Source organism: Dactylosporangium sp. NPDC006015 (assembly GCF_040614215.1).
Classification (GTDB): Bacteria; Actinomycetota; Actinomycetes; order Mycobacteriales; family Micromonosporaceae; genus Dactylosporangium; species Dactylosporangium maewongense.
This window is the reverse complement of the sequence record NZ_JBEXUD010000003.1, coordinates 1-18,538: the sequence shown is the minus strand read 5'-3', so window position 1 is coordinate 18,538 and position 18,538 is coordinate 1. Positions and strand designations below refer to the sequence as shown.

Sequence of the window (18,538 nt, the reverse complement as noted above, 5' to 3'; positions counted from 1 at the left end):
GTCGGCGCCGAGCCGGTTGGGCGTGCCAGCTCGAGCGCATCGCCTTCAGTTCGAGTGCCCGACGCAGGCCGGCGCGGACCTGGTTCAGCGGTGCAGCCTGCAACCGCCGCCCGACCCGGTCCGACCAGCCAGGCCAGTTCGAGCCGGGCCGCCGCAGACCAGCCCCCGCAGACCAGCCCCCCAGATCAACCCCATGGGCCAGGCCGCCGCGAGGGCGGTGGGGTGGAGTCGGATTCGGTGCGGAGCTTGGGTCGTGTGGTCTACCGCCCGGAGTTGCGAGTGGTCGGACTCCGGGCGGTAGCGGCTGCGGTCTACGGGGCTAAGACGTCGTCGGCGTCGGTGATGGTGTACGCGTAGCCCTGCTCGGCCAGGAAACGCTGCCGGTGGGCGGCATACTCGGTGTCGATCGTGTCGCGGGCGACGACCGTGTAGAAGTGGGCCTGACGCTTGTCGGCCTTGGGGCGCAGGACCCGGCCGAGGCGTTGGGCTTCTTCCTGGCGGGAGCCGAAGCTGCCCGAGACCTGGATCGCCACGGCGGCTTCGGGCAGGTCGATCGAGAAGTTGCCGACGCGGGAGATGACCAGGGTCTTGAGCTCGCCGGTGCGGAACGCGTCGAAGAGGCGCTCGCGCTCCTTGTTGGTGGTCGAACCCTGCACGATCGGTGCGTCCAGGAACTCGCCCAGCTGGTGCAGCTGGTCGATGTAGCCGCCGATGACCAGGATCTGCTCGTCCTTGTGGCGGTCGACGAGGGCGCGGACCACAGGCAGCTTGGTGCGGGCGGTGGCGGCGACCCGGTAGCGCTCCTCGGGCTCGGCGACCGCATAGGCCATCCGCTCGGCGTCGGTCAGCGTGACGCGGACCTCGACACACTCGGCCGGGGCGATCCAGCCCTGCGCCTCGATGTCCTTCCACGGTGCGTCATAACGCTTCGGGCCGATCAGCGAGAACACGTCGCCCTCCCGGCCGTCCTCGCGGACCAGGGTCGCGGTCAGGCCGAGGCGGCGCCTGGCCTGCAGGTCGGCGGTGAACCGGAAGATCGGGGCGGGCAGCAGGTGGACCTCGTCATAGACGATGAGGCCCCAGTCGCGGGCGCCGAAAAGGTCCAGGTGCGGGAACACGCCGCCCCGGCGGGTGGTCAGCACCTGATACGTGGCGATCGTGACCGGGCGGATCTCCTTGCGCTCGCCGGAGTATTCGCCGATCTCCTCCTCCGTCAGGCTGGTGCGGGCGATCAGCTCGCGCTTCCACTGCCGGCCGGCGACCGTGTTGGTGACCAGGATCAGGGTGGTGGCCTTGGCCTCTGCCATCGCGGCCGCACCGACGAGCGTCTTGCCGGCGCCGCAGGGAAGGACGACGACGCCGGAGCCGCCGGCCCAGAACGAGTCGACCGCCTCGCGCTGGTAGGAACGCAGGACCCAGCCGTCCTCGGCGAGGTCGATCTGGTGGGCCTCGCCGTCGACATAGCCCGCGAGGTCTTCCGCCGGCCAGCCCAGCTTCAGCAGCGCCTGCTTGAGCCGCCCACGCTCGGACGCGTGCACGATGAGCGTGTCGGCGTCGATGTTGGCGCCGAGCATGCCGGCGAGCTTCTTGCTCTTCGCGACCTCGATCAGCACCGCCCGGTCCAGCCCGTGCAGGACGAGGCCGTGCACGGGGTCGTTGAGCAGCTGGAGCCGGCCATAGCGGTCCATCGTCTCGGCGATGTCGACGAGCAGCGCGTGCGGCACCGGATAGCGGGAGAACCGCAGCAGCGCGTCGACGACCCCCTCGGCGTCGTGCCCGGCGGCACGCGCATTCCACAGGCCGAGCGGCGTCAGGCGATAGGTGTGCACGTGCTCCGGCGAGCGCTCCAGCTCGGCGAACGGCGCGATCGCCATCCGGCACGCGAGCGCGTCGGGGTGGTCGACCTCAAGCAGCAGGGTCTTGTCGGACTGGACGATCAGTGGACCTTCGGGCACGGCACCAGTGTCGCATGCACCTCTGACAGTTCCCGATATGTGGGAGGATTGGAAATGCTGCAACCATCCGGGGGTCGAATCGCGTCTGTGCTTGTGACGGCCACGCGATGGATGCGATCAGATTCGCCTCCATCGCTTGTCTTGTCACTGCAGTGCCCGCAAGTCGGTGGTGGAGCCGGACGTCCGCGTTCGGATCGGAAGATGGCGGTGTGGTCGCGGGGGCTGGCGACCGCTGCCTTCCGATCATTGATCGGGGGTGGGCGCGGCGTCCGCTCCACCTCCTAGACTGGTCGGTGTGGGCCGGCGGTTGGGTGACAAGGCTGCCCTGACGTTCGGCGGGTTCGCCGCAGCGGCGGTGGCCGTCGGCTGGTTCCTGCTGTCCTCCCAGGTGGCGCACACCGACGTGGCGACCGCTGTCAGCGAGTCACTCGGCGCGATCCTCGTCCTCCTGCTCGTCGTCTCGGTGATCGGCTCCATCCGTCGCGGCTGATGTCGGACCGTGACAGTGGGCGATGAGTCGGTACGCTGTGGAAGGTGACCGACCTGGAGGGCACGCAAGCATCGTCCGTCGACGATGCCGCCCGGTCCGGCTTCTCCTTGTCGGCGTTGCTCGGCGTCGGCGCGGTCAGCGCGCTGGGCCTGACGTGGTTCCTCGTCTCGTGGCTCGTGCTCGGCAGCCCGCTCACCGACGCGATCGGCGAGACGGTCGGCAGCCTGGCCGCGATCCTGCTGATCGTCTCCATCATCGGCGCCGCCCGCGCATCGGACCCCACCGGCCGCGGCTGACACCCCACACCCACCGGCGAGCTGATCGCTATCCGCCATGACAGGCCGCACCGCCGGTAGGTGCCGTACTCACACGCGCACCACGCCGCGCCGGGCGACGACCTCACCGACCGGGAATGTTGGCGTCGCGGGGCTGGTGGGCGGGTCATGGCAGCGGCCGACCGGGTGTTTGTCGCGACCGCAAGGTCGCGTCGTGGCCTTGGCCGGGTGGGTCGCGGAGGCGCCCGGCCGGCGGCCATGAAAGACCAGCTATGCGGGGCCCTCTTCGGGTGCGGCGGCGGTGATTCGGTGGAGGGCGAACGTGTGCAGCATCTCGGTCCGCTCGTCCTCGGCGCGCAGGTAGCCGCCGCCCATGGAGACGGGCCTGACCAGGCGGGACGCGGTGGCGCCGTGGGAGTCGACATAGCCGACCCAGACGCGGGTCTTGTCGCGCAGCGCCTGCTGGAGGATCTCCAGCGCCTCGGTGTGGGACGACGTGCTGGAGCCGTTGGCGCGGACGGTCACGGGGGCGCGGCGGGCGACCCTGGCGGCGGCGTCGCCCTTGCGGATCTGCTCGATGACGCCGGCGAGGCGGGGGCTGGAGAGGCGGGCCGCGGCGGCCGGGTCCTCGATGCCGCGGTGTGCCCAGCTGGGGCGGGGTGGGCCGCGGCGGGCCTTCGGGCGGGTGAGGACGGCGGCGCCGGTCGAGTCTTCCTGGACGGGCGGGTAGCCGGCGTCGCGGAGGGCCTCCAGCAGTCTCGCGGGGGTGTGGCGGCTGGCGAGGACGGTCGGTGCGAGGCGGCGCAGCGTCAGCGGCTGGAGGCGGCGGTCGGCGAGAACCTCGGCGATCAGGGACTCGTCGTCGCTGCGGACATAGGAGTTGGCGGAGCCGATGCGCATGCCGCCATGGCGGCGGGCCATGTCGTCGATGAGGTAGGTGAGCGTCTGCGGGACGGGGGTGCGGGACCGACGGGCGAGGAGGGCGTGCAGGTCGGCGGCGCTGTAACCGGCGTCGAGGCTGCGGCGGACCGAGTCGGCGGTGATGCGGAAGACGCTGGCGGACTCCTGCACGCCGAGGAGCTCCAGCTCGCCGGCGAGGGTCGGCTCGGGTGGGCCGGGGACGATGACGGACAGGTCGGCCTGCAGCAGGACGTGGTCGACCGGGGCGGGCAGGAGCGTGTCGAGCAGGGCGGCGGAGCCGGTGAGGGCGGTGCCGTCAGGGGCGTTGAGGCCGAGCGGGTCGTCGGTGTCGACGCTGCCCGACGTGACCTCGTCGAGGAGGAGCCGGCCATAGCCGGTGAGGCCGTCATAGCCGATCAGGCCGAGGAGGGCGGCCTCGGCGAGATTGGCCTCCACCACCGCGGCGGCGCCGCGGGAGACCCGGCGCGGGGTGCGCCACGACAGCAGGTCGACCACGTCGGACGGGGCGATGGTGGCGCCGGGCGGCAGCTCGGCCAGGACCTGCAGCGCGGCGCGGCGCTGGGCGGGTGCACCGGGGCGGGACAGCTCGGGCGCCAGCGCGTTGAACGGGCGGTCGCGGTCGTCCCGCTGGCCGATCAGCGACGGGGCGCGGGTCATCGTCAGCCAGGTGACGGCGACGCGGTGCCAGCGGGCGGCGATTCCGCACGCCCGCCACACGTCATAGGCGACGGTCGGCAGGAAGACGCTCTCGACCCGCTTGTTGTCGATGATCTCCTCGCCGAGAAGCCCGGCGGCGGCGGCGATCTCGATCATGAGGGCGGTGGCCTGCTCGTCGACGCCGACGAGCTTGGCGAAGCGGCGCAGCTCGCGCACGCCCATGCCGCCGGACCGCAGCACCGACGGCGGGTCGGCGTTGACCGCCTCGATCAGCGTCTCGAGATTGCGCACCAGCTCCAGGACCTGGCCCGCGCCGGCGCGGTCGAGCTGGGCGGCGTCGCGGGTCGGCGTGTCGACCTGTGGCGGGTCGGGATGCAGCTGGCCGAGCGGGCCGCCGTCGCGGCGCAGCACGAGCGACACCTCGACGGGCAGCTCGACGGCGTCGCGGCTGACGGCGACCAGCAGGTGCTGCTCGACCAGCCAGCGGACGGGGGAGTCGGGGTCGGAGCGCAGGCTGGCTGGGGTGACGGTGCCGACGGGCGGGCCGGCGGCGAGCCGGTCGAGCACCGCGCGGGCGGCGGGTGGCGCGGCGAGCAGCGTGCGGCGCAGCCTCGCGGCGTCGGCGACCAGGGCGCCGGCGAGCGGGTCGAGCTCGGCGGCGGGCCGGCCGAGCCCCGCCGGATAAGGCGAACAGACCTCGTCGACGGCGCCGACGATGCGCAGCGCGCTGTCGTGCCCGAAGACGATGCCGTGCTGCAGGAGCAGGTCGATCGCGCCCCGCACCCTCGCCGCCTCGACGCCGGACGCCGCGGTGAGCGCCAGGACCGTCTCGGTGGACGTGGTGTGGCCGATGCGTGTGTACCGCAGTGCGTCGAGGATCTCGAGGGTGAACGTGTCGAGCCCGTCGAGCGCCCGGGCCACCGCCACCCGGGACTGGGCGCGGTGCGCCAGCGCCGAGAAGTCCGACGGCGGGGGGATGACCAGGTCCGGGCGCAACCGGATGAGCGCCATCAGCCCGTCGTCGGGCAGGGCGCGGAAGTGGTCTGCGAGCGAGGTAGTCATCTCACCTCATACGCTAACCGCCCCGTATGACAAAAGAGGGCGGGGCCGACGGCCCCGCCCTCTTTCGAAGGGGGTTGTTACTTCAGACCGTTGCTCACCGCGGTGATCAGTTCACCGTTGGTGGTGTCGCCCGAGAGCTCCCAGAAGAAGGAGCCGCCGAGGCCCTGCTGCTTGGCGTAGCTCATCTTGCCGGCGATGGTGGCCGGGGTGTCGTAGCTCCACCAGTTGCTGCCGCACTTGGCGTACGCGGTGCCGCCGACGGTGCCGGTGGCCGGGCAGGTGTTCTTGAGGACCTTGTAGTCCTCGATGCCCGTCTCGTACGTGCCGGGTGCGCCGCCGGTCGCCGTGCCGCCGGGCGCGGTCTGGGTGACGCCGGTCCAGCCACGGCCGTAGAAGCCGATGCCGAGCAGCAGCTTGTTGGACGGGACGCCCTTCGCCTTGAGCTTGGCGATCGCGGCCTCGGAGCAGAAGCCGGCCTGCGGGATGCCCGAGTAGCAGCTCAGCGGCGAGTGCGGGGCGGTCGGGCCCTGCGCGGCGAACGCACCGAAGTAGTCGTAGGTCATCGGCATGAACCAGTCGAGGTTGCCGACCGCACCGGCGTAGTCCGCCGCGTCGATCTTGCCGCCGTTGCTGCCGTCAGCCGTGATGGCCGCGGTGACCAGCTTGCTGGTGCCGAACTTGGCGCGCAGCGCCGAGATCACGTTCTTGAACGCAGCCGGGCCGCTCGCGTCGCACTGCAGGCCACAGGCGTTCGGGTACTCCCAGTCGATGTCGATGCCGTCGAAGACACCGGCCCAGCGCGGGTCGTTGACCAGGTTGTAGCAGGAGTTCGCGAACGCGGTCGGGTTGGCGGCGGCCTGGGTGAAGCCGGCCGACCAGGTCCAACCACCGAAGGACCAGATCACCTTCAGGTGCGGGTACTTCGCCTTGAGCTTCTTGAGCTGGTTGAAGCTGCCGCGCAGCGGCTGGTCCCAGGTGTCCGCGACGCCGTCGACCGAGTCGGCCGCCGTGTACGCCTTGTCGTAGTCGGCGTAGCTGTCACCGATGGAGCACTGGCCGCCGGTGGTGTTGCCGAACGCGTAGAGGATGTGCGTCAGCTTCGCCGCCGAGCCGCTCGTGTCGATGTTCTTCACGTGGTAGTTGCGGCCGTAGACGCCCCACTCCGCGAAGTAGCCGACGACCTTCTGGCCGCTCGGGGGGTTCGTGGTCGGCGGGTTGGAGGTCGGGGGGTTCGAGGTGGGCGGGTTCGACGTCGGCGGCTTGGAGGTCGGCGGCGTCGTGGTCGGCGGGTTGGTGGTGGGGGTGCCACCGCTACAGGTCACACCGTTGATCTTGCAGTTGGTCGGCGGCTTCGCGCCGCTGCCGTTCATGCCCCAGCTGAAGCTGGCGCCGGCGGCGAGCGACGAGGCCCACGACTTGTTCTTCGCCACGTAGTGCTGGCCGGTGCGCACGACGTCGGCGTCCCAGAAGCTGGTGATCTGACCGCCCGTGGGCAGGTCGAACTCGAGAGTCCATCCGTTGATGGCGCTTGAGGTGCCGTTGGTGATCTTGTACGTGGCGCCCCAGCCGCTGCCCCAGTCCTGGTCGACCGTGAACGTTGCGCTGAGGTTGCCGGCGGCGTTGGCGGTAGTGGTGACGATTGGGACGACGGCCCCGGCCACTGCCAGCGCGGCGGCGACGATGAGGCCGTTGCGGACGGATCGTTTCATCGCGTCTCCTGGATGATCCTTTAGGAAACTTTCCTAAAAGTATTGGAGACGTTAGTGGCCGAAGTCTCACCTCGTCAACTGGTGACCGGTGGGTATTTCGATGGCTTACCTATCGTGACCTGGGCATCCTTAAGGGTGTCTCAACAACCGGTTGTCATTGGCTTTGACCTTGACATGACGCTCCTCGACACTCGGCCAGGAATCGCGGCTGCGTATCGCGCCCTCACAGCGCGTACTGGCGTCCATGTCGACGCCGATCTGGCGGTGTCCCGTCTCGGACCACCGCTCAGGACGGAACTATCCGAGTGGTTCCCTCCTGAGTCGGTCGAGGAGGCTGTCGTTATTTATCGGAGTTTGTACGAGCATCACGCGATCGCTCCGGCGTTGGTGCTGCCCGGTGCCCTGGCCGCCCTTGCGGCGGTGCGCGCGGCCGGAGGCCGGATCGTGGTGATCACGTCGAAGCTCGGCAGGCTCGCTTCACTGCATCTCGCGCATCTGGACATTCCGGTCGACGAGGTGCATGGCGACGTCTTCGCCGCGGAGAAGTCGACGGTACTGAAGGCGGTGGGCGCGACGGCGTACGTCGGGGATCACGTCGCCGACATGCAGGCCGGAGTCCTGGCCGGCGTGCCCGTCCTGGGTGTCACCACCGGACCCTGCTCGGCCGCGGAGCTGCAGGCCGCGGGCGCGACGGCCGTGGCCGCCGACCTGCACGCGTTCCCCTCGTTTCTCAAGGGCGTGATCTCGGTTGGCCGTCCGCCAAGCGGTGACTAGCCTTGAGGTGTTGTGGGTGGGACGGGTCAATCACTGGGGAGCAGGACAGCGTGCCGACGGGTCGAGTGAAGTGGTACGACCAGGAGAAGGGTTTCGGGTTCCTCACCAGCGACGATGGCGGCGACGTCTTCGTGCACAAGGCGGCGCTGCCGACTGGTGCGGGTGAGTTGAAGACCGGCCAGCGGGTCGAGTTCGGGGTGGTTGACAGCCGCAAGGGCGCTCAGGCGATGCACGTCAAGTTCGTCGATGCGCCGCCCTCCGTGACCGAGGCCCGCGCTGTCGCCAGCCGCCGCCAGCCGGACGAGTTGCACGGCCTGATCGAGGACATGATCAAGGTCCTCGAGGCGAAGATCCAGCCTGACCTGCGGCGGGGGCGCTACCCCGACCGCAAGATCGCGAAGACCGTCGCCGAGGCGGTCCACCTCGTGGCGCGGGAGCTGGAAGTCTAGGTTTCTGTTGCTCGTCTGGGTTGCTGTTGCTTGCTCAGTGCTTTGTTCAGGCGCCGACGAGGGGTGTGGCTGGGACCAGCCCCTCGGCGGCGGCCCTGGTCAGCAGGGCGTCGACCGCTGCGTGGCCGTCCGGGCCGAGCGACGAGGTGAACTCGTTGACGTACAGGTTGATGTGCTGGTCGACGACCGGCTGCTCCATCTCCTGGGCGTGCGCCAGCACGTAGTCACGGCTGCGGGACGGGTCGGCCCACGCCTGCCGGACCGACTCCTTGATCCACGCGGTCGCCTGCTCCGGGTCGACGCGGTCGCGGTGCGCGATGATCGCCCCGAGCGGGATCGGCAGCCCCGTGTCACCCTCCCACCACTCGCCGAGGTCGGCGAGCGCGTGCAGGCCGTGCCGCTGGAACGTGAACCGCGCCTCGTGGATCACCAGCCCCGCGTCGAACTGCCCCTTGGCCACCGCCGGCATGATCTCCGCGAACGGCACGATCTCCACGCTCTTCGGCGGCGCCCCGGCCGACCACAGGCGCATCAGCAGATACGCGGTGGTGCGGTCACCCGGCACCGCCACCGTCCTGCCCTCCAGGCTGGTGATCGCCTGGTCCTTCACCAGCACCAGCGGACCGCACCCCCGGCCGAGCGCCCCGCCGCACGGCAGCAGCGTGTACTTGTCGAGCAGCCACGGCAGCGCCGCATAGCTGACCTTGACCAGGTCGAACGCACCCCGCTCGGCAGCGGTGTTGGTGACGTCGACATCGGCGAACGTCACGTCGAACGCGGGCGCCCCCGGCACCAGCCCATGCGCGAGCGCATGGAAGACGAACGTGTCGTTGGGGCACGGCGAGAATGCGAGCGAGAGCGTCACAACCCCGAATCTAACGCCGTTCGCCGCCACCGCACGACGAGTCGCGAAACGCCCAGTGTGACCCTTACTACGCAGTCGACACCCGTGAATCCCGCCCTGTGCCCGGGGCGAGGATCACCGCCAGAGCCGCGCTGCTCGCCGACCACCCAGTCAATGGCGTGCCAGGCGGCGCCGCGCTGGGGCCGACACGGCTCGGCGTCCTCGATCACCTGGGGTGCCGAGTGGGCGACGTCACCCGGCGCCCGCCGAGGCTGGCCACGGTCACGGGTGACGCGCAGTGATCTGAAGATGGCGGATCCAGGCAGCAGGGGTGTGGGCCGTCAAGGCATGGGCGATCTCTCCGGCAGTTGCGGGGTCGGTCTTGTGCTGGTGGCGGAGGGTCTGGCTGTGCGGGAGGCGATGCCCGGCTGCGCTGGTGGCGACGACGGCTGGCTGTCGTCGCGTCAGGCCCTGGCGGCAAGGGCTCTGGCTGTGCGGTGGCGGCGGAGGCCGGCCGCCGTCGACTCAGGCCCGAGGACTTGCGGCCGGTGCAGGCGGCGTGATCCGGTCCGGCCAGTCGGTGGTGGTGCGAGGCGGCTTGATCGGCCGCGGCCGGGTCGGTGGTGCGGAGGTGGCGTGATCTGGCCTGGGTGGGTCGGTGGTGGGGGCGTGATTGGGTTCGGCCGGTCGGTGGCGCGGAGCGACGCGGTCTCGGGTGTGGGGTCAGCGGCCGGCGAGGGTGGCGAAGGCTTCGCGGAGGGTTTCGAGGGCTTGGGGGATGCGCCAGGCGGCTCGGTCGCGAGGGCCGACGGCGTTGGAGATGGTGCGGATCTCGCCGAAGGCGGTGCCTGGCCAGAGGCGGGCGGCGGCGGCGACGCCGAAGCCCTCCATCGCCTCGGCGACGGCGTCGGGGTGCCGCTTCTGGATGGCCTCCTTGGTTTCGGCCGTGCCGGTGACCGTGGAGACGGTGAGGACGGGGCCGCCGACCGCCTCGGGGAGGGCCTGGCGCAGGGTGCGGAGCAGGGCCGGGTCGGCGTCGTAGCGGCTGGTGCCGAAGCCGAGGTCGTCGACGCTCTCGAAGCCGTCGGCGCCGGCGGCGCCCAGGTCGGCGCCGATGCTCTCGGTGGCGACGACGAGGCCGCCGATCTCGACGCGCCCGGCGAAGCCGCCGGCGATGCCGGTGGAGAGGATCACGCCGAAGGGCCGGCCGTCGTGAACGGCGGTCGTCGCGAACTGGGCCGTCACGGCCGCCGCGGCGGCGGGGCCGACCCCGGCGGCGACGACGACGATCGGGGCGCCGGACTCGAGGTCGTCGGGCTGCGGGTCGGTGATGCCGAGGCCGGCGAGCACCTTGGCCCGCTCGACCTCGACAGCGGTGACGATCAGCGCGCGGTCATGTCCCAGGAACGGTCTCATCGGTCGTCATCCTCCAGGGACCTGGTCGAGTCGATGCCAGACGGGCGGTACAGCGAGTATCCAGGAGGTGCCAGCGGCGCCGTCTCGTCGTCCACGTCGACGGCGGGCATACGCCGGGTCGCGTCGGTGGGCCGGCGCGGCCCGGCCGGGCCACCCGCAGGCGAGTCACCCCGTGCCGGCGAGCCGGAGCCGCCACCCGAGCCCGCACCTGCGCCAGAACCAGAGCTCGAGCCGGCGGCTGGGCCGGTGCCAGCCGGTGTGTTCGCGGGGTCGGCGGAGCGGCGGCGCCACCCGAACCGGCGGCGGGAGCCATCGCCCCCGGCACTCTGATCGACGGTCTGGGTCTCGTCGCTCGTGCGGGACTGGAACGGCATCCGCCGGGTCGCCCCAGCACCAGCCCCAGCACCAGCGCCTGCCCGGGAACCGCCGGTGCCGCTTGTCGCAGCGCCCGTCCCGCCGCCCGACGCCGAGCCGGCAGGACGGGGCACGGTGGTGGCATCGGACCCGCCCCGCTGGCCGGACCCGCCGCCGCTTCCGGACCCGCTGCCGGAACCGCCGCCGGAACCGCCCGGCCCACCCGACCAGCCACCCGAGCCGGCGGAACCGCCGCCGGGCGCACCAGGCCCGCTGGCCGAGCTGCCGGCGGCGACAGGGTCAGTGGGCTGCTCGTCGTGGTCGAGCGGGGCGCCGCGGAGGCGCTCCTTGCGCAGGGCGATCGCCGACCAGACGGCCTTGACCGCGCCGAGCGTGATGAACACGGCGGCCACGATCATGCCCCAGCCGCCGGTGAACGGGATGAGCCCGACGGCGCCGCCGAGGACCCAGGCGACCATGAGCAGCGTCTCGGAATGGGCGAAGGCGCTGGCCCTCACCTGCTCGTCGGCGCGCTCCTGGATCGAGGCGTCGACGGCGAGCTTGGCCAGGCCGCTGGCGATGGCTGTGACCAGGCACAACAGCGCGACCGCGCCGAGCGAGCCGCGGTCGGCGGCGATCAGCGCCACGAACGCCGTCAGGCCGATGCCGACCGCCTGCAGCAGGGCGGGCCGATGGATGCGCAGCCGGGTGCCCACGGCGGTGGCCAGGAAGGAGCCCACGCCGAGTGCGCCGGCCACGACCACGACCGCCACCTTCTCGGACAGCTGCCACGGGCCGAGCCCGACCGGCAGCGAACGCTCCTTGATCGCGAACGCCAGGAACAGCGTCAGGAACCCGTAGAGCGCGCGCAGGGTCGCGCTGCCGATCAGGGCGCCGATGACGACCCGGCCGGCGAGCACCTTCGCGCCGCGGTGGCTCGGCCGCTGCAGGACACGCGGGACCTGCTCGGGCGGGTCGGAGTCGGCGCGCGGCGGCAGCCGCAGGGACGTGACCATCCCGTAGAAGAACACGATGATCGACAGTCGCAGCGGCCACTGCGGGCCGAACTGGGCCGCGATCAGGCCGACGGGCAGCACCAGAGCGCCCGCGAACGTGCCGTAGACGGAGGCACGGGCGCCGGCCTCGGACAGGCCGAGCCCCTTGGGCAGCACGCGGGGGACCGCGGCGCTGCGGGCCACGCCATAGGCCCGGGACAGCACGAGCATGCCGAACGCGGCCGGATAGAGCGCCCAGCCGGTGAGGTGCTCGGAGATCAGGACCGCGAGGAAGGCCCGCCCGAGCATCGTGACGGCGAGCGCATAGCGGCGGCCGTGCCGGAACCGGTCGAGCACCGGCCCGACGATCGGCGCCAGCAGCGCGAACGGCAGCATCGTCACGATCAGATACAGCGCGACCCGGTCGCGGGCCTGGCCCGCCGGGACGGAGAAGAAGATGGTGCCGGCGAGCCCGAGCGCGACGAGGGTGTCGCCGGCGCAGGAGGCCGCGTGCAAATCGAGCAGGCGGAGCATGCCGGTCTCGCCGCCGGCGCCCTTCTGGCGGACGCGCAGCAGGTTGCGCCCCACGAAGCGGCTGGCCTTGGCGCCGCCGACGGTGGCGACCCGTGCTGCCCGCGCGGTCGTCACCACGGTCTGCGCCACACCTCGAATCACCGACATGCCCCCATCCTGAACCATGGGTGCGACAGTTTCCGGCCACGCCGGGGCCACCGTGCTCGCCGGGCGTGGCGATGAGGAACAATGGTGGGGTGACAGCCTCGACTTCCCAGACCCGTTCCAGCGGCCGCGCGGGGAAGCCCGACCAGGTCTGCGCGGACGCCGTGGAGATCGCCCGCCTCGGGCTGGACGTCGTCGATCCCGAGCACATCGGCGAGCATCTCGGCGTCGTCTCCGAAGGTGAGCGGCTCGTCACACATTTCTTCGCCTGTGGCCTGCCCGGATACCGGGGCTGGCGCTGGGCGGTGAGCGTCACCAGGATCCCGCGCAGCAAGCAGGTGACGATCTGCGAGTCGACGCTGCTGCCCGGCCCCGAGGCGCTGCGCGCCCCCGAGTGGGTGCCCTGGCAGGAGCGGCTCCAGCCCGGCGACCTGGGTGTCGGCGACCTGCTGCCGACGCCGCCGGACGATGTACGACTGGCGCCCGGCTATGTGCAGTCCGACGACCCGGCGGTCGAGGACGTCAACTGGGAGCTCGGTCTCGGCCGGGTCCGCGTGCTGTCGCGCGAGGGGCGGCTGGACGCCGCGCAGCGGTGGTATGACGGCGACCGGGGCCCCAACGCGCCCATCTCCGTGGCCGCGCCGAGCTCCGCCCGGTGCGGGTCGTGCGGCTTCTACATGCAGCTCGCCGGCTCGATGCGGCAGGCGTTCGGCGTGTGCGGCAACGAGTACGCGCCCGACGACGCCCAGGTCGTCTCCGTCGACCACGGCTGCGGCGCGCACTCCGAGGTGCTGATCGAGCAGGTCCAGGCGGTCGACGAGCTGCCAACGGTGTTCGACGACAGCGAGGTCGAGTCGGTGTCGGTCAGCCGGGCGCACGGCTCGGTCGACGAGTCCGAGCCCGCCGAGCCCTATGGGCACGGCTGAGTCCGGCTATCAGGAGCGACCGTCGCGGGTGCTGGCCGCGACGGTCTGGCGGCTGAGCCCGGACCCGGGCAACGAGGACGGCGAGTTCCGCATCCTGCCCGACGGCTGCATGGACGTCATCCATCAGCGGGGCGGCGAGCTGCTGGTGGCGGGCCCCGACACGGTCGCCAAGCTCGGGAGGAGCCCGGCCGGCCTCTCGTACACGGGGATCCGCTTCGATCCGGGGACCGCTCCGGGCCTGCTCGGAGTCCCCGCGGACGAGCTGCGCGACCAGCGGGTGCCCTTGGCGGCGCTGTGGCCCTCCGCGCGCGTCAGGCGCCTCACCGAGCTGCTCGACGAGGCCGCCGACCCGGCTCGCGCGCTCGAGGACGCGTTCCAAGGGGCGGCATCCGAAAGGAACGACAAACCGGACGAGCTGTGGGTGCCAGCGGTGGTCGAGCGGCTCAGGGCGCGGCGGCCGGTCGCGGCGATCGCCGCGGACGTGGGCCTCAGCGAGCGCCAGCTGCACCGCTGTGGCCTGGGCCTTTTCGGGTACGGGCTGAAGACCCTCGCCCGGATCCTCCGCGTCAACGCGGCGCTGGACCTGGCCCGCGGCGGCATGCCGTTCGGCCTGGTGGCCGCCGCCAGCGGCTACGCCGACCAGGCGCACCTCTCGCGGGAGGTGAAAGCGCTGGCCGGCGCGCCGCTGCGGGAGGTCATCGGATAGCGCTGTAGAGGTCGACGGGGTTGCCGTCGGGGTCGTGCAGGATCGCGTACCGCTGGCCCCAGAAGGCGTCCCAGGGTGCCTTGTGCCCGCCGTACCCTGCGGAGATCAACGAGTCGTAGACCTTGTCGACCTCGGCGGGCGTGTCGCACTCGAAGCCGATGGCGGACCGGCCGGTGCCGACCGGCGGCGTCCATTCGGGGTCGAACGAGCGGATCGTCTCCTCCGTGTCCCACGCGATCCTCATGCCGCCGCCCAGGCTGCACTCGGCGTGCGGGGCGGCGTCCTGATCGGCCGGGATGTCCAGCCCGAGCTGCCGGTAGAAGGCCAGTGACCTGGCCATGTCCGTCACGACGATGCCGATGTAGTTCAGTGTGGGTGCCATACCCCAGAGGCTAGGCGCCGCCGGTCTCCCCGGTCTTGAACGAATCGGACGCCGCCCGCCGGCGCTTGCGGTTCCGGTCGTGGACGACCATGGTCAGCCCGCCCGGAATGCCCCACAGCACTCCGGCCACCGCGATGCCGAACCAGTCGCCGTGCCCGGCGTCGGCCAGCTCGTCGCGGAACGGCAGCATCACGAGCACCGCGAGGATCCACAAGCCGATCCCGGCGAGGGCGAACGGCACCATCGGCGGGTCGAGCGGCTTCGGCTGGCTGGTCACGCCCGACACGGTACTCCCGTGATCGCGAACACAGGTCGTTAGCCAAGCTTATTAGGTAAGCTAACGATTGTGATGGTGCGAACTCCGAAGATCACTGGCGCGCAGCTGGCGGCGGCGTTGCGGGACAGCATCACCCGGCTCAACCGCAGGCTGCGGCAGGCCCGGCCGATCGGCGACCTGACGATCACCCAGCTGTCCGCATTGACCAGCCTCGAACTCAACGGCGCGCTGACACCCCGCGAGCTGGCCGACGCGGAGCGCGTGCAGCCGCCGACGCTCACCAAGATCGTCGCGAAGCTGGAGGAACGCGGCCTCGTCCAGCGGACCCCGCACCCGACCGACGGCAGGCAGGTCATCCTCGCCGCGACCGAGTCCGGCCGGGCGGTCGTCGTCGAACACCGCCGCGCCCGCGACGAGTGGCTGGCCAGGCGGCTCGCCTCGCTCTCCCCGGACGAGCGCGAGACGCTCGCGAAGGCGGCCGAGATCCTCGGCCGATTAGGTCGAAGCGAATGAGCGTCTTCAGTTCGCTGAGGGTCCGCAACTACCGGTTGTTCAGCACCGGACAGTTGGTCAAGCTCCTCGGCACATGGATGATGTTCGTCGCGCAGGACTGGCTCGTCCTGCAGCTCTCGCACAACTCCCCGACTGCGCTGGGTGTCGTCACCGCGCTGCAGTTCACTCCCGTTCTGCTGCTCACACTGTACGGAGGGCAGCTCGCCGACCGGTTCGACAAGCGCCGGCTGCTCCTCTTCGCCAATGCCGGATCGGCCCTGGTCGCGACCCTGCTGGGCGTCCTGGTCGTGACCGGCGTCGTGACCCTCTGGTGGGTCTTCGTGACGGCCGGCCTCTTCGGCGTGATCAGCGCGATCGAGACGCCGGTGCGGCAGGCGTTCGTCTCCGAGCTCGTCGGCCCAGAGCTGCTGCCCAACGCGCTGTCGCTGTCCGCCGCCACGTTCAATGCCGCACGGGTCGTCGGGCCGGCGGTCGCGGGGCTGGTCATCGGGCTGCTGCACGAGCGCACCGGCCCGATCTTCCTGTTGACGGCCGGGCTGTGCCTCGCGCCGCTGGTGGGGCTCTCCCGCATGCGCGCCGCCGAGCTGTTCCGGGTGGACCGGCCGCCGGTGTCGGCCAGCGATGCCCGTACCGCCGACGGACTCCGCTACGTGAAGCGCCGCCCCGACCTCAGCCTCGCCATCCTCCTGGTGCTCGCCGTGGGCCTGTTCGGCTTCAACTTCCAGCTCACCCTCGCGGTCCTCGCCAAGGTCGAGTTCAAGGTCGACGCGGCGTACTTCGGCTTGCTCACCACCGCGCTCGCCGTCGGCGCGCTCGGCGGTGCCCTGGCCAGCTCCCGCCGCCGCGCCCGCCCCTCGGCCTACGTGGTGCTCGCCGCCGCGGTGCTCTTCGGGGGGTTCGAGACGCTGGTCGGGTTCGCGCCCACGTTCGTCACGGCCGTGCTGCTCCTCCTGCCGACCGGCTTCTTCATGATCTACTTCGCACAGGCCGCCAACCAGCGCGTCCAGCTCGGGACGGACCCGGAGTTCCGAGGGCGGGTGATGGCGCTGTACGTCCTGGTCTTCCTCGGCACCACGCCGTTGGGCGCGCTGGTCATCGGCTGGTGCTCCGAGCGGTACGGGCCGCGCTCCGGCATCTGGGTCGGCGGGCTGGTGTCCGTCCTCGCCACGCTGGTGATGGGCGCCATGCAGTTGCGCAGGGTCGGCGGGAAGGTGCGGGTGCACCTGCGGCCGAGCCCGCACCTGCACGTCTTCGAACCGGCCCGCAAGGACACCCCCGCCTTTGAGCTGCGGGTCCCGGCCGTTCGCTGATTTTTTGTCGTACCCATGTGGTTAGGTCGCGGGCATGGAGCGATCGCGATTGCTGGAGTGTCTTGCCGCTGACTACGGGCGGCTTCGGGAGGTGGCGGCGTCGGACCTGACCGCGGCGGTGCCGAGCTGTCCCGGCTGGACCGTCGCCGACCTGGTCAGGCACGTGGCCGAGGTCTACCTGCACAAGGCCGAGTCCATGCGGCTCAACGCCTTCCCCGACCCCTGGCCACCGGCCGGCCTCGACGCCGAGGGGCCGATCGCGCTGCTCGACCGGGGCTATGCCGACCTCGTCGCCGAGTTCGCGGCCCGTGCCTCCGACGAGCCGTCGCGCACCTGGCACGAGCCCGACCAGACCGTCGGCTTCTGGGTCCGGCGGATGGCGCAGGAGACCGTCATCCACCGCCTCGACGCCGAGCTGGCGCTCGGGGTGCCGGTCGCCGAGATCCCCGACGACCTGGCGATCGACGGGATCGACGAGGTGCTGAAGCTCTTCGTCGACTACGGGTCGCACGCGTGGCGGGAGGAGTTCGAGTCGGTGCTCGCCGACGCCAAGGGCCGCACGGTGATCGTCGGCGTCAACGGCGGGCCGGGCTGGCTGCTCCGCACCGATTCGACCGGCGCCACCGTCACCGACGCCGACCCGTCGGCGTCCGCCACGATGCTCTTGGACGCCACGGTGAGCGGGACGGCGCCGGGCGTGCTGCGCTGGCTCTGGTCCCGCGAGTCCCCGGGCGTCTCGGAGGTCGTGTCCGAGGGCGACGACACCGCCTTGGCCGAGCTGCGCGGGCTGCTGGTGGCCTCGACGCAGTAGGCACGCCGTCACGCCCGCCTGCCGCTGTCCGGGCGGGCCGGTCGCCAGTCTGGCCGCCGTGTTGGTTGTCAGGTCGGTCCCCGGGTGGGGCTCGGTGCGCGGCTGGGCGAGCGCGGCGCCGGCGATTGCTGCACGGGCGCGACGGTCGCCAGGCAAAGCCGGGGCGAGCAGGCAAGGCCGGGGCGGGTGGGCGAGAGCCGTGGGGGCGCAAGGCCTCAAAGGCTCGGGCTGCGGGATCGGCCTGTGGGGGCGGCAGGCCTCACGGGTTCGGGTCGCGTGGGTTCGGGCTGCGGGATCGGGCCTGTGGGGGCGGGCCTGTGGGGGCGGGCCTGTGGGGCGGCAGGCCTCGCGGGTTCGGGTCGCGCGGGTTCGGGCTGTGGGGTCGAATCGTGGGGGCGGATCACGGGGGTCTGGCCACCTGACTCGGAGGTCGGGCGTCGGAGGTCGGACTGCGGGCTTCCGTGCCACGGCCGGCCGCGGGGGTTCTGGACTACCCGGCGCGCTGGTGTCGTGGGGCAGGGCGTGGCAGTCGGGACGGTTGATTCAGAAGGGAGCGTGCGGGCGGCAGCAGGTTGCGGTTGCTGGTGGGGCGAGATCGGCTGGCCGACGGGGGCGGCCGATCGAGCAGCGAAGGCGCCGTCGTGCGGCATCGCGTCCGGGTGAGATGCGGTCACGGCAGCGCCCGGAGCGACCACTTCGGACAAGCCGGACCACGAGGACCACGGGTTCGAGCCCGGCGCCCGGATTCGCTGGTCAGCGATGCCTCACAAGAAAGCCGGCAGCGGCACGGGCACAGACCTGCCGGCATCCTCCGGGCGCTGCGGCGCTGGAGGAGTCAGCGCGGTGGCGGGGCGGGCTGCCGGGGTGAGGGTTGACGGGGGTGGGGATGATCGAGGGCCGGACGGCAGCACGGTCTCGGCGGGGCGGGGCGGGGGGGGCCTCGGCGTCGCCCCGCACCCCCCGCAAAAGGTGGAGGCCCGGAAGCAAAAACGGACGGTTAGGGAAAAAATTTGGGAAAAAGAGTAGAAAAAAGT

General features: G+C 71.7%; 16 protein-coding genes and 1 pseudogene. 9 read left to right on the top strand and 8 right to left on the bottom strand.

The features are described 5' to 3' along the window. Nucleotides 1-311 precede the first annotated feature (311 nt). Nucleotides 312-1,955 (bottom strand): DNA repair helicase XPB, encoded by a 1,644-nt coding sequence (locus ABZ321_RS06300; protein WP_344501316.1) that lies wholly within the window; start codon nt 1,953-1,955, stop codon nt 312-314. A gap of 295 nt (nt 1,956-2,250) precedes the next feature. Here ABZ321_RS06300 and ABZ321_RS06295 point away from each other — a divergent pair, with 295 nt between their 5' ends. Both ABZ321_RS06295 and ABZ321_RS06290 read left to right on the top strand, forming a co-directional pair. Continuing rightward, complete coding sequence (locus ABZ321_RS06295) at nt 2,251-2,445, top strand: hypothetical protein (protein ID WP_344501317.1); 195 nt, start codon at nt 2,251-2,253, stop codon at nt 2,443-2,445. A gap of 44 nt (nt 2,446-2,489) precedes the next feature. Further along, nucleotides 2,490-2,741, top strand: a complete 252-nt coding sequence (locus tag ABZ321_RS06290) for a hypothetical protein (protein WP_344501318.1) — start codon at nt 2,490-2,492, stop codon at nt 2,739-2,741. A 249-nt stretch (nt 2,742-2,990) separates the two neighbouring features. Here the strand turns inward: ABZ321_RS06290 and ABZ321_RS06285 are convergent, their stop codons facing one another. Together ABZ321_RS06285 and ABZ321_RS06280 are read right to left on the bottom strand one after the other, a co-directional pair. Beyond that, nucleotides 2,991-5,360, bottom strand: a complete 2,370-nt coding sequence (locus ABZ321_RS06285; RefSeq protein WP_344501319.1) for a helicase-associated domain-containing protein — start codon at nt 5,358-5,360, stop codon at nt 2,991-2,993. A gap of 77 nt (nt 5,361-5,437) precedes the next feature. After that, the gene (locus tag ABZ321_RS06280; protein ID WP_344501320.1) at nt 5,438-7,069 is read right to left on the bottom strand and encodes a glycosyl hydrolase family 18 protein; all 1,632 of its coding nucleotides are present in this window, start codon (nt 7,067-7,069) and stop codon (nt 5,438-5,440) included. A gap of 174 nt (nt 7,070-7,243) precedes the next feature. Here ABZ321_RS06280 and ABZ321_RS06275 point away from each other — a divergent pair, with 174 nt between their 5' ends. Both ABZ321_RS06275 and ABZ321_RS06270 read left to right on the top strand, forming a co-directional pair. Beyond that, the gene (locus ABZ321_RS06275) at nt 7,244-7,843 is read left to right on the top strand and encodes a haloacid dehalogenase-like hydrolase (RefSeq protein ID WP_344501321.1); all 600 of its coding nucleotides are present in this window, start codon (nt 7,244-7,246) and stop codon (nt 7,841-7,843) included. Nucleotides 7,844-7,893: 50 nt separating this feature from the next. Then, the gene (locus ABZ321_RS06270; protein WP_344501322.1) at nt 7,894-8,292 is read left to right on the top strand and encodes a cold-shock protein; all 399 of its coding nucleotides are present in this window, start codon (nt 7,894-7,896) and stop codon (nt 8,290-8,292) included. A 46-nt stretch (nt 8,293-8,338) separates the two neighbouring features. Here the strand turns inward: ABZ321_RS06270 and ABZ321_RS06265 are convergent, their stop codons facing one another. The 3 genes and pseudogenes from ABZ321_RS06265 to ABZ321_RS06255 all read right to left on the bottom strand — a co-directional run. After that, nucleotides 8,339-9,157 carry a 1,4-dihydroxy-6-naphthoate synthase gene (locus ABZ321_RS06265; protein ID WP_344501323.1) on the bottom strand — a complete coding sequence of 273 codons (819 nt, stop codon included), beginning with the start codon at nt 9,155-9,157 and terminating at the stop codon, nt 8,339-8,341. Between the two features lie 702 nt (nt 9,158-9,859). Further along, entirely contained in the window at nt 9,860-10,552 is a 693-nt protein-coding gene (locus ABZ321_RS06260; protein WP_344501324.1) for a futalosine hydrolase, read from the bottom strand. Nucleotides 10,553-11,310: 758 nt separating this feature from the next. Beyond that, a pseudogene (locus ABZ321_RS06255) lies at nt 11,311-12,582 on the bottom strand (MFS transporter); the annotation flags it as partial. 71 nt (nt 12,583-12,653) lie between these two features. Here ABZ321_RS06255 and ABZ321_RS06250 point away from each other — a divergent pair. Together ABZ321_RS06250 and ABZ321_RS06245 are read left to right on the top strand one after the other, a co-directional pair. Next, nucleotides 12,654-13,505, top strand: coding sequence for a DUF3027 domain-containing protein (locus tag ABZ321_RS06250; protein ID WP_344501325.1), 852 nt, complete (start codon nt 12,654-12,656; stop codon nt 13,503-13,505). Continuing rightward, on the top strand, nt 13,492-14,211 hold the full coding sequence (locus ABZ321_RS06245) for a helix-turn-helix domain-containing protein (protein ID WP_354889733.1): 720 nt from the start codon (nt 13,492-13,494) through the stop codon (nt 14,209-14,211). Before ABZ321_RS06250 ends, ABZ321_RS06245 begins: the two co-directional genes overlap by 14 nt. On the opposite strand, the gene ABZ321_RS06240 is transcribed toward ABZ321_RS06245, so the two are convergent. Further along, complete coding sequence (locus tag ABZ321_RS06240) at nt 14,201-14,593, bottom strand: VOC family protein (protein WP_344501327.1); 393 nt, start codon at nt 14,591-14,593, stop codon at nt 14,201-14,203. The genes ABZ321_RS06245 and ABZ321_RS06240 overlap by 11 nt on opposite strands. Nucleotides 14,594-14,603: 10 nt before the next feature. Then, on the bottom strand, nt 14,604-14,837 hold the full coding sequence (locus ABZ321_RS06235) for a DUF2530 domain-containing protein (protein ID WP_344501459.1): 234 nt from the start codon (nt 14,835-14,837) through the stop codon (nt 14,604-14,606). A 108-nt stretch (nt 14,838-14,945) separates the two neighbouring features. Here ABZ321_RS06235 and ABZ321_RS06230 point away from each other — a divergent pair, with 108 nt between their 5' ends. From ABZ321_RS06230 to ABZ321_RS06220, 3 genes are read left to right on the top strand one after another with little or no spacing between them, the layout of a single operon-like run. Beyond that, entirely contained in the window at nt 14,946-15,383 is a 438-nt protein-coding gene (locus tag ABZ321_RS06230) for a MarR family transcriptional regulator (protein ID WP_354889730.1), read from the top strand. Beyond that, on the top strand, nt 15,365-16,693 hold the full coding sequence (locus tag ABZ321_RS06225; protein WP_354890202.1) for an MFS transporter: 1,329 nt from the start codon (nt 15,365-15,367) through the stop codon (nt 16,691-16,693). The genes ABZ321_RS06230 and ABZ321_RS06225 overlap by 19 nt, the downstream gene beginning before the upstream one ends. Nucleotides 16,694-16,727: 34 nt before the next feature. After that, a complete protein-coding gene (locus tag ABZ321_RS06220; RefSeq protein WP_354889728.1) occupies nt 16,728-17,504 on the top strand; it encodes a maleylpyruvate isomerase family mycothiol-dependent enzyme in 777 nt (258 codons plus the stop codon). The last annotated feature ends 1,034 nt before the right edge of the window (nt 17,505-18,538 follow it).